The 10,777-nt window shown below is 67.4% G+C and carries 11 protein-coding genes; 3 read left to right on the top strand and 8 right to left on the bottom strand.

The window, feature by feature from the left end; all coding sequences use genetic code 11:
• The 3 genes from DQP58_RS23760 to DQP58_RS23750 all read right to left on the bottom strand — a co-directional run.
• Positions 1 to 565, bottom strand: a 565-nt coding sequence (locus DQP58_RS23760; protein WP_165827944.1) for a site-specific integrase, incomplete at its 3' end; no start/stop codon positions are given.
• Positions 566 to 597: 32 nt separating this feature from the next.
• Positions 598 to 1,758, bottom strand: a complete 1,161-nt coding sequence (locus DQP58_RS23755) for an alpha-hydroxy-acid oxidizing protein (protein WP_112710594.1) — start codon at positions 1,756 to 1,758, stop codon at positions 598 to 600.
• A gap of 24 nt (positions 1,759 to 1,782) precedes the next feature.
• On the bottom strand, positions 1,783 to 2,640 hold the full coding sequence (locus DQP58_RS23750) for a siderophore-interacting protein (RefSeq protein ID WP_112710593.1): 858 nt from the start codon (positions 2,638 to 2,640) through the stop codon (positions 1,783 to 1,785).
• Between the two features lie 132 nt (positions 2,641 to 2,772).
• On the opposite strand from DQP58_RS23750, the gene DQP58_RS23745 reads away from it, so the two are divergent.
• A complete protein-coding gene (locus tag DQP58_RS23745; protein WP_112710595.1) occupies positions 2,773 to 3,591 on the top strand; it encodes an IclR family transcriptional regulator in 819 nt (272 codons plus the stop codon).
• Positions 3,592 to 3,610: 19 nt separating this feature from the next.
• On the opposite strand, the gene DQP58_RS23740 is transcribed toward DQP58_RS23745, so the two are convergent.
• From DQP58_RS23740 to DQP58_RS23725, 4 genes are all read right to left on the bottom strand, one after another.
• On the bottom strand, positions 3,611 to 4,819 hold the full coding sequence (locus DQP58_RS23740; protein WP_112710592.1) for a PPE family protein: 1,209 nt from the start codon (positions 4,817 to 4,819) through the stop codon (positions 3,611 to 3,613).
• Positions 4,820 to 4,828: 9 nt separating this feature from the next.
• The gene (locus tag DQP58_RS23735; RefSeq protein WP_112710591.1) at positions 4,829 to 5,128 is read right to left on the bottom strand and encodes a PE family protein; all 300 of its coding nucleotides are present in this window, start codon (positions 5,126 to 5,128) and stop codon (positions 4,829 to 4,831) included.
• Positions 5,129 to 5,221: 93 nt separating this feature from the next.
• The gene (locus DQP58_RS23730; protein WP_112710590.1) at positions 5,222 to 6,310 is read right to left on the bottom strand and encodes a PPE family protein; all 1,089 of its coding nucleotides are present in this window, start codon (positions 6,308 to 6,310) and stop codon (positions 5,222 to 5,224) included.
• A 9-nt stretch (positions 6,311 to 6,319) separates the two neighbouring features.
• Positions 6,320 to 7,744, bottom strand: coding sequence for an MFS transporter (locus DQP58_RS23725; protein ID WP_240630095.1), 1,425 nt, complete (start codon positions 7,742 to 7,744; stop codon positions 6,320 to 6,322).
• Positions 7,745 to 7,897: 153 nt separating this feature from the next.
• On the opposite strand from DQP58_RS23725, the gene DQP58_RS23720 reads away from it, so the two are divergent.
• Together DQP58_RS23720 and DQP58_RS23715 are read left to right on the top strand one after the other, a co-directional pair.
• Positions 7,898 to 9,133 (top strand): CaiB/BaiF CoA transferase family protein, encoded by a 1,236-nt coding sequence (locus tag DQP58_RS23720; RefSeq protein WP_112710588.1) that lies wholly within the window; start codon positions 7,898 to 7,900, stop codon positions 9,131 to 9,133.
• Complete coding sequence (locus DQP58_RS23715; RefSeq protein ID WP_112710587.1) at positions 9,130 to 10,062, top strand: hydroxymethylglutaryl-CoA lyase; 933 nt, start codon at positions 9,130 to 9,132, stop codon at positions 10,060 to 10,062. The genes DQP58_RS23720 and DQP58_RS23715 overlap by 4 nt, the downstream gene beginning before the upstream one ends.
• Here DQP58_RS23715 and dprA read toward each other — a convergent pair.
• The coding region (dprA, locus tag DQP58_RS23710; protein WP_112710586.1) for a DNA-processing protein DprA at positions 10,040 to 10,777 on the bottom strand (738 nt) is incomplete at its 5' end. The two genes, DQP58_RS23715 and dprA, sit on opposite strands and share 23 nt — an antisense overlap.

Raw genomic sequence — 10,777 nt, 5'->3', positions numbered from 1 at the left:
GGGCGGCGACATCCAGCTGCGTACCACGTTGGCGGTGCCCAGCGTGTCGATCCAGCACGCGCACCAGGCGATGGTGGGTGTCGACGTCGTCGATGTCCAGGCCGCACAGCTCGCTGACCCGGATCCCGGTGGCGTACAACATCTCGACGATCAGCCGGTCCCGCAGTGCCAGCGGATCACCCTGCTGCGCACCGGATTTGGCGGCGGCCATGGCGTCGGCGGCCTGATCCTGACGCAGTACCGCGGGCAGGGTGCGGTGCGCCTTGGGGACCTGCAGCCGGGCGGCGGGATCGGCGCTGAGCAGGCCGCGGCGAAGCGCCCATGCGGTGAAGGCCTTGACGGCCGAGGTGCGCCGGGCCAGCGTCGTGCGGGCGACGCCGGCGGCGGCCGCGGCGGACAACCACGAGCGCAGCAGCGGCAGGCTGAGCCCGTCCAGACCCGCGCCGCGGTCGCCGATGAAGGCGAGCAGCGAGCGCAGGTCGCCGAGGTAGGCGCGGCGGGTGTGCGCCGAGCGCCCGCACTGCAACTCCAGGTACTCGTCGAACTCGTCGAGGATCGCCTGCACTCCCCCACGGTCGCAGGGCGCAGTTGGGCGCTCTAGTCGACGCGCCGAAGCGTGTCCGGGGTGAGATCTTTGAGCGTGGGATAGCCGTCGACGGCCATGATGAGGTCGGCCTCGGCCAGGATCGAGCGCAGCACGTGCACGATGCCGTCGACTCCCCCGAGCGCCAGACCGTAGGCGTACGGCCGGCCGATGCCCACCGCGGTGGCGCCCAGCGCGAGCGCCTTGACGACGTCGGCGCCGCTGCGGACGCCCGAATCGAACAGCACCGGCAGCCCGTCGGCCGCTTCGACGACCCCCGGCAGGCACGCCAGCGCGGGCAGGCCCCCGTTGGCCTGGCGCCCGCCGTGGGTGGAGCAGTAGATGCCGTCGACGCCGCCGTCCCTGGCGCGCCGGGCGTCGTCGGGGTGACAGATGCCCTTGATGATCAGCGGCAGGTCGGTCAGCGACCGCAGCCACCCGAGGTCGTCCCAGGTCAGCGGGTTCCCGAAGGTCGTCACCCACTGCAGGACGGTGCCTTGGGGGTCCTCTTCCGGCGGGCGCTGCAGGGCGGCGCGAAAGACCGGGTCGCTGGTGTAGTTGCTCAGGCAGAGGCCCCGCAGCTGGGGAAAGTTGGCCGTGCTGAGGTCGCGCGGGCGCCATCCCGGAATCCAGGTGTCCAGGGTGACGATGATGCCCTTATAGCCGGCGGCCTCGGCCCGCTGCACGAGGCTGGCGGCCAAGTCGCGATCCTTCGGCGTGTACAGCTGGAAGAAGCCGGGGGTGTCACCGAATTGCGCGGCGACGTCCTCCATCGGGTCGGCGGTCAGGGTGGAGACCACCATCGGGACGCCGGTGGCCGCGGCGGCACGCGCGGTGGCCAGGTCGCCGTGGCCGTCCTGGGCGCAGATGCCGATGACGCCGATCGGCGCCATGAACACCGGCGACGGCAGGGTCAGCCCGAGCAGCTGAACCGACAGGTCACGCGCGGCGGCGCCGACGAACATGCGTGGGATCAGGCCCCAGCGATCGAAGGCTTCGCGGTTGGCCCGCTGCGTGCGTTCATCGCCGGCGCCGCCGGTGACGTAGCTCCACACCGACGGCGACATGGCCCGCTCGGCGCGGGCCTCCAGCTCCGCGAACGCCATTGGCAGCGCGGGCGCAACCCCGCCCAGGCCCTTGAAGTAGATCTCGTTCTGGTAATCGCCGAATGCCATGGAAAAGACAATGCCAGGCGGCAGTCAGGCTGACGAGGTCGCCGACTCGGCCTGCGCCAGCTCTTTCTTCCACTGCCGGAACGTCTCTTCGGTGCGGCCGCGGCGCCAGTAACCCGAGATCGACGATGCCCACTTGGCGTCCACGCCACGCTCTTTGCGGATGTAGGGCCGCAGATTGTGCATGACGGCCTGGGCCTCGCCGTGGATGAAGACGTGCACCTGTCCCGGCAGCCACGGGGCGCTCTTGACGGCCTCGATCAGCGGCGCGTGATCGCCGGCACGGTCCTCGGGAACCAGGTCAGCACGCCCACCGCGGTACACCCAGTGCACCTCGACGCCGTCGGGGGCGCTCAGAGTGATCTCGTCCTCTGGGCCCGCGACCTCGATGAACGCCTTGCCGACGGCGCCGGAGGGCAACGCCTCGAGGGCCGCGGCGATGGCCGGCAGCGCCGATTCGTCGCCGGCAAGCAGGTGCCAGTCGGCGGCCGGGTCCGGGGTGTACGCGCCGCCGGGGCCCATCAGGTAGATCGGCTGGCCGGGCCGGGCCGTCGACGCCCACTGCCCCGCCATGCCGTGCTCGCCGTGCACCACGATGTCCAGCGTGATCTGGCGCTTGTCGACGTCGACGCGGCGCACGGTGAGGGTCCGCACCGACGGCTTCTTCTCCGGGGGCAGGTCGGCGAAGCTGTCGAGCGTCAGCGGCTCGGGCAGCCCGGCGACGTCCACGTCGTCGGCGACGAACACCAGCTTGACGTAGGAGTCGGTGAACTTGCTCGGCACGAAGGCGTCAAAGTCCTTGCTCCCGAGCACTATCCGCACCATGTGCGGTGTGAGTTGTTCGGTACCGACGACTTCGAAGCATTGCAGTGGTCGACCTGCCACTTGTCCTCCTGTTCAAACCCCGACTCCCGCTCGACTATACGAGTCGCGCCGTCGCTGCAGCTTGGCCTGCGGCGACGGCGCTAAATCCGCATTCGACACGTGCGGGCAATGCATTACCGAGACAATGAACGAATGAGCGAGGCTGACGATCTGGATATTCCGCCACGGACGCCGTCGTCGCGACCGTTGTCCGCCGGGATCAAGCCGTCGCTGGTGTTGGCGAAGATCCGCGGGATCATGGACGCCTTCACGCTCTCCGAGCCCGAATTGACCCTGGGCGAGATCCGCGCCCGGACCGGCTATCCGACGTCGACCGTGCAGCGCCTGGTGGCCAATCTGGTGGCCGAGGAATTCCTGGATCGGGTTGGCGATCGATTCCGGATCGGGGCGCGGGTCGCGTACTGGGCGGCCCCGGTCGCCAGCAGCATGGGCCTCCTGGAGGCGGTATCACCGGCGCTGGAGTCGCTGCGCGACGCGAGCGGGGAGACGGCCTGCTTCTTCCGTCGGGAAGGTCCGTTCCGGGTTTGTGTCGCTATCGCTGAGACGCGCCATGGAATCCGCCGAGAAATGCATGTCGGCAAAATCGTCCCACTCCACGTCGGATCGGCCGGACGGGTCCTGATGGCCTGGGACGACGATGCCCTGCGGGAAGTGCTGGCGTCCGACTTGGCCCGGTTCACCGATGCGACGGTGACCGATCCAGATGCATTGCGCGCCAACGTCGAAGAAGCCCGGCGGATGGGCTTTGCCATCACCAGCGGCGAACGCGATGAGGGTGCTACCGGAGTCGCGGCGCCGGTGTTCGATGCTCACGGTCGGGTGCTCGGTGCGTTGATGATCAGCGGACCCAGCTTCCGGTTCTCACCGGAACTCGCCGAGATGTGGGCCGACAACGTCGTTGGCGCGGCCGACCAGGTGACACGAACGCTGGGCGGCCGCCTCCCGTATTGAGTCGGCGTTGCCACGGGCGCTATCCGGCCGCCGGCGGACGCGGGATGACGGTAGGGCGCACACCATATCGGGGCGCCCTGCCGGCTCCTCCGTCACCTGCCCCGGCCCCGCCGAGCGGCATGCCGCCGAGGATGTTTGCAGGCCGTGCGTCCGCCGCCTCCCTGATATTGCTGACCGGCGGCAGAGTCGCCCCGGGGTGGGGCTGCGCCAGCGCGTTCTCGGCCCAGACCGGCGGGACCGACAACCGACCGACGGGGGTCGCGTTGCCCAACGCTCCCGTTACCGAAGCCCCGCCACCGGTCAACGCCATCCCGAGCGCCGGTGGGGCTACGACCGCCGGCGTCGGGGCGGCCGCGTTCGCAGCACCGCCAAGTGCGCCCGTGGATTTCGCGATCGAAACAAAAGTGTTGGCGATGCCGGCGGAGAAGAAGGGCAGGCCCTCGGTGTTGTAGAACGTGGTGGAAAACGGCGCGTAGAAGGTGAAAATGTCACCCAGCCATCCCAGCGGACCCTCGGTCAGGATGCTCTTCACCGGATCGGCCGGCGGGGCCGGCGGATCGGCAGCCGGCGTTCCGCTGGCCAGGCGTTGCAACGTGGAGGTGATCTTGCTCATCCCACTCTGCAACGTGTTTTGCGCCGTGCCCGCCGAGGTGCCTGTGGCCTTGGCGACCGAGGCTGTCTGATTGCCCATACCAGCCGGGTTGGTCATCTGAGGTGCCGAGGTAAACGGTTTCATGGCCGAGATGTTCGCCGATCGGCCCGCATAGTTGTACATGGTGGCCGCGTCGGATGCCCACATCTCCCCATACTGGGCTTCCAAAGCTGCTATGGCCCCGGCATTTTGGCCCAGCGCGTTGGTGGCCAGCAGCTGTGCCAGATCGACGCGGTTGGCCGCGATCACGGGCGGCGGCACGATCGCTGCATGCGCCGTTTCGAACGCTGTCACAGCGGACATGGCTTGACTGGCCGCATGTTCGGCGGCAGCGGCAGTGGTTCTCATCCATTCCACATAAGGGGTGGCGGCCTGCGCCATCGATGCCGACGCCTGCCCTAACCACTCCTCGCTGGACAGCGTTTTCACCACCCTGTCATAGGCCAGGGCAGCCGAATTCAGTTCAGCAGCAAGGGTATTCCACTCCGAAGCCGCCCCCATCATCGACGCCGAGCCCGCACCCGCATACATCAGCCCAGAGTTGGTCTCCGGAGGTAACGCTCCAAAGTCGAGCATCACTAGCCCTTAACCAGCTGCGGCCGCGTTAGCGGCCTCGGTGGCCGCATATGTTCCCGAGCTGAGTCGCAACGCGTTGACGAACATCTCGTGAATCTGCATCGCCTGCGCGCTGACCTGCTGATACAGCTGTGCATGGGCTGCAAACTGGGCGGCGGTCAGAATCGAGACTTCGTCTGCGGCAGCGGGAATCACCCCGGTCGTGGGCGCCGCCGCCGCCGCATTCTGAGCCGCAAGCGCAGAGCCGATGGCCCCTAATGCACTAGCCGCTGCCGCCAGCGCCTCTGGTTGGGTGGTAACGAATGACATGTGATCTCCTTTCTCGATCAGTTTTCGGCTCAACGAGCTTCGGGCGTTGCGGTGCCGGCCTCGGTTGGTCGAGATACGTTTCGGCCCGTGGCGTTATCCGGCAGATGGTGGCCGAGCAGTGAACCTGGGGCGAAATCCGTATTCGCGGGGCGGCAGGCCGCCGCGGTCACGTCTACCGCGACCCGGCACCATTTGACGCAGCATTGCTTCGGGTCCGTCCGACGGACCGCTGCCGCCCTCGCCCTCTATCGCCTGCGCGATCGATTCCTCCGTCGCCGCGGGTGCAGTCGCGGCCCAGCTTGTCGGAACCGATAGCGACCCGATCTTGCTCGACGAAGCCAAGTTTGCCGAAATCAGTCCACTGCCGAGGTTGACCGGCGCCGCGGGGGCGGGCGCCGCGGATAAGCCTGCTGCGGCCCCGGCGGCGACATGCTCGGGCCACAGCGCACCTACCTGCGAGAAAATCAGAGATCCCACATAGATCATCGGCCAGTAGATAACGTCCAAGGGACTGAACAGGAGTCCTTTTATCTGGTTGGACAGCGTATTGATGATGTCGTTGAGCGATGACTGCGTGGCCGACGATCCGTCAGTCCCCGCCGCTGCGGCCGCGGCCTGAGCGACCGCAGCTTGCTGTTGGGCCAGTCCGGCTTGGTCGGTGGTCTGGGCCGGCTCGGTGAACGGAGCCAGTTGCGACGCGGCCGCCGCCGAGCCGGCGTAGGTGTACATGGCGGCGGCGTCTTGGGCCCACATTTCGGCGTAATGGGCCTCGGTCGCCGCGATCGCCGGGGTGTTCTGCCCGAAGAAGTTCGTCGCGACAAGCGACGCCAACAACGCGCGGTTTGCGGCGATCACGGTCGGGGGTACCGTCATGGCGAAAGCGGCCTCATAAGCCGCCGCGGTGGCGTTGGCCTGCGCGCCGGCCTCGTCAGCTAATACCGCTGCGGCGCTTAACCAAGTGACGAAGGGAGCGACGCCGGCCATCATCGACTGCGATGCCGCGCCCCGCCACTGCGAGGTGGTCAATTCGGCAGTCACCGATGAGTAGCCGGACGCGGTCGAGGTCAATTCGGCCGCCAGGCCGTGCCAGGCCGCGGCGGCGGCCACCATCGGTCCCGAGCCCGCACCGGTATACATCCGGCTCGAATTGATCTCCGGCGGTAACGCCCCGAAGTCAATCATCGATTCTCCTCACCTGGCCCCGGGCGGCACCGACTGGCATTGTGCGGGTTCGTATTCCGGGTTGATCTCATCGACACTGCGTCGCGACGTCCGTGGGCCCAGGGTGAGCACCGCGACGATCGCGACGCCCAACGCGACCGCGACGACGGCGAACATCGCAGCGGCGCCGTAGCTGTCGAGGACCGGTATGAGAATGAAAGGTGATGCGCCGCTGGATAACCGGGACAACGAATAGGTCCAACCGACCGCGGTGGCGCGCACCGCCGTCGGGAAAATCTCCGCCTGGTACACGTGGTAGACGTTGGAGAAGACATTGCTGGTCGCGGTGGTCAAGAAGCCGAACAGGATGATCAGCAGAACCGACGATTGGGTCGCGAACATCAGACCGAAGGCAGCGACCGCCATGATCGAGCCGACGAGCAGGAACTTGCGCTCGAACCTCGCCATGAGCGGGATAGCCATCACCGATCCGACCGGATACCCGATGAACGACAGCGCGCTGAAAAGCATCGACGAGGTGATCGGATAGCCGCGATGGACCAGCACCAGCGCGGACAGGGTGCCGAACCCGTAATAGCCGAAGGTCTGGAACAGGTGGAATAACACCAACATCACCAGTCGACGGTTGTATGGGGCATGCCGCAAGAGCGTCATCGCCGACCGACGAGGGCCGGGTCGCGCGACGACAGGGCGCGGAGCAGCTGAAATAGCGTGCACGCCAGGCGAGTTCGAGTCAACGGTGAAGTTGGCCAAGGCCTGCTGCGCCTCTTCGATACGACCCACGTCGGCAAGCCAGCGGGGTGACTCGGGCAGCCATCGGTTCAGCAGGAAAACGATCGCGGCGCCCGTGGCGCCGATGGCCAGCAACCAACGCCAGCCCGCGACGCCGAGCGGAGAGTGCCCGGTCAACCAGACCGACAGGAATCCGGCGAACGGTACGGCGAGGTACGAGCACGTGTAGGCCGAAGCCGCCAGCCGGCCACGGCGTGCTTTCGGCAGGACGTCGGCCAGATAGGAGTCGGCAACCGGATACACGGCACCGACTCCCACACCGGCCAGGAACCGCGTAAACACCAGCACCGCCGGAGACGGCGCGAACGCACCGGCCAGTGAGAACGCCGAAAACCAGCCCAGGCCGAGCAGAAACGCCTTTCGGCGTCCGATCCGGTCGGCCAGTCGCCCGAATAGTGCTGCCCCGAGGAACATTCCGACGAAGGCCGAGGCCAGCACCAGCTTGAGAACTGTGCCGCGTACCCCGAAATCGTGCCGCAGGGCGGTACTCATCGTGCTGGACAAGAAGATCTCGTACATCTCGAAGAACAGGCCCAGGCCCACGACGACGATGACCTTGCGATGTACCGGCCCTACCGGCAGATCGTCCAGCAGCTCGCCGATGGTGCTCCGGCTCGTCGACATGACTCGTGAAGTGGTCATTCCTCGGCTCTCTCGTCCCACAACGTGGTTTGTCGCTTTCAATGTGATTAGCGCTACACCGGGCCGACTGTAGTGGATCGGGTCACAGTAGGGAAGACTTGAGAAGTCATAATGTAGTTTTTGATGCACCATGTGGTTAGAGAGGTGTCGAATATGGACAGGTTCAATGGCGGACCACTGGACGGGGTGCGCGTCCTTGAGCTCGGCAATTACATCGCCGCACCGACTGCCGGACGGCTCCTGGCCGATTTCGGCGCGGAAGTGATCAAGATCGAACGTCCCGAGACCGGAGACGAGCTGCGGACCTGGCGGCTCTACTCGGGCACGACGTCGATGCTGTTTCGGACCATCAACCGCAACAAGAAGTCGGTGGTGCTGGACCTCAAGACCGAGCGCGGGCAGGCGGCGGTGCGTGAACTCGCCCGCACCTGCGACATCGTTCTGGAAAACTTCCGGCCGGGGACCCTGGAGAAGTGGGGCATCGGCCCGGCCGAGCTGAGCGCGCACAACCGGGAACTGATCATCGTGCGCCTCTCGGCGTATGGCCAGACCGGACCACGGCACCGTCAACCGGGATTTGCCGCGGTAGCCGAGGCGATGGCGGGCCTTCGCGCCCTTACGGGCGAACCGGATCGCCCACCGTCACGCGTCGGCGTGTCTATCGGCGACTCGATCGCGGGCCTTTATGCCGCGTTCGGCGCGTTGGTGGCAATGCAGCAACTCCGAAAAGACCGTATCGCCGGACGAGCCACGACCCTGGCCGACCGCACCGTGGACGTCGCGTTGACCGAAGCGATCTTTTCGGTGATGGAATCGTTGGTCCCCGAATACGACGCTTATGACGTCACCCGTGCCCGTTGTGGCGGTCGTCTGGAAGGTATAGCTCCATCGAACGCCTACCAGTGCCGCGACGGCCGATGGGTAGTCATCGCCGGCAACGGTGACGCCATCTACCGGCGGTTGATGAGGCTGATCGGCAGGCCCGACCTGGCCGACGCTGCGAGGATGAGCAATAACGCGCAGCGCTGGGAGGCGCGCGACGAACTCGACGACGTGATCGGCCGGTGGACGGCTCAACTGCCCGCCGACCGCGTGCTTGCCGCGCTTGAGGCCTCTGACGTGCCCGCCGGTCCGATCAACACCGCTCCCGACATCGCCGCCGACGAGCAGTTCCTGGCGCGCGGCATGATCCAGCGCATGCCCGTATCTACCGGCACCGAGATCCTGCCCGATGTCGCATTCCCCGGCATTGTGCCCCGCATCGGCAATGCCCCGCGCGAAATACAAAGCCTCGGACCGGATCTGGGTGAACACACTCAGGAAATACTGGGCGTTCTGGACCTCGATCTGGACTTCGATGGCCTCGACACTCAGGAGGTGGTCAGATGAATTCCTCAGTCCAGCTGCGCGATGTGACCCTGCGCGATGGCCTGCAGCTCACCGGCAAACCGCTCGATACGGAGCGAAAAGTCGCGTTGGCACGGCTCCTGTTGGACTCGGGCATAGACGCGGTCGAGATCGGCGCGATGGCGCGACCCGACCTGGTGCCACCCATGGCCAACACCCTCGACGTCATCGCGTCCCTGACTGCCGAGGAACTGCAACGGTGCTGGATATGGACGGCCACTCCACGGGGCATCGCCCGCGCGATCGAGACGGGCGCACGCAATTTCCAGTACTGCGTGTCGGTCAGCGACGACCACAACCTCGCCAATGTCGGGCGCACGACCGCTGCCAGCATGGCCGCCCTTCCGGAGGCCGTCGACCTTGTCACGGCCGCCGGTGGCCAACTGCAGCTGACGCTGGCCACGGCATTCACCTGCCCGTACCGCGGTGCCATCGATCCGCAGCGCGTCCTCGACCTGGTCACCGACGACCGCACGGCGGCCGTCGCAAGCGTGGTCCTCTGCGACACGCTCGGCCAAGCCACGCCTGACGACGTGCAGGAGCTCGTCGGACTCGTCGGCGACGTCGCACCCGACCACGAAATCGTCTTCCACGGTCACGACACATGGGGCATGGGGGTCGCCAATACCCTGGCCGCCATCCGAGTGGGCGCCACCATGGTCGACGGGGCGCTCGGCGGGTTGGGCGGCTGCCCTTTCGCGCCGGGGGCAAGCGGCAACACCTCCACCGAAGACCTGCTGTTTGCGCTGCAACCCCGATACCTCACTCCCGCCGTCTTCGCCGACATCGTCATCGCAGCAGGGCGGCTGCTGGCGCAGCTCGGCGAACCGAACCGTTCGAATGCCGCCCAGGCTGCGCGGTCCACCGCGAACGCGTTCGAATGGTCGATCAGCCCGGAGCTTTCTGCCTGAGCCGGGCGGCCCGGACGATTCGCCACCTCCCCTCCTGCCGCTGCACCAGCCCGGCCAGCTCGAGCATCGCCAGCGGTCCCAGCGCCAGCTCGGGCACTATGCCCGAGGCGACGGCGATCTCGTCGACGGTGGCGGCGCCGCGGCCCGGCAGCGCCTCGTAGACCCGGCGTTCGGCGTCGCTGAGGCCGTCGAGCGGCGTCGTCGGGTGCGAATCCTGCGCTGCCAGTTCGCCGATGTGGCCGATGAGCTCGATGACGTGGTCGGCCCGGGTCACCAGCTCGGCGCCGCCGTTGCGCAACAACGCATGGCAGCCCGCCGACGCCGAGGACGTCACGGGTCCGGGCACCGCGGCCACCACCCGCCCCAGCGCCCGCGCCCAGGCCGCGGTATTGGCCGCGCCGCTGCGCAGGCCGGCTTCCACCACCACGGCGGCCCCGGCCACGGCGGCCACCAGCCGATTGCGGGTCAGGAATCGGTGGCGGGCAGGGCGGATACCTGGCGCGTATTCGCTGAACAGCAGCCCGTCCTGGGCGATCCGGTGCAGCAGCGCGGTGTGACCGCTCGGGTACGGGACGTCGAGCCCGCCGGCCAGGACGGCGACGGTGATGCCGTCGCAGTCCAGCGCGGCGCGGTGCGCCGCGCCGTCGATGCCGTACGCGCCTCCCGAGACGATCGCGACGTCGCGCTGCGCCAACCCGGCCGCCAGTCGCGGGTA

Origin of the sequence: Mycobacterium colombiense, from assembly GCF_003284975.1 — a bacterium.
GTDB lineage: Bacteria > Actinomycetota > Actinomycetes > Mycobacteriales > Mycobacteriaceae > Mycobacterium > Mycobacterium europaeum_A.
This window is presented reverse-complemented; position numbering and strand designations above follow the sequence as displayed.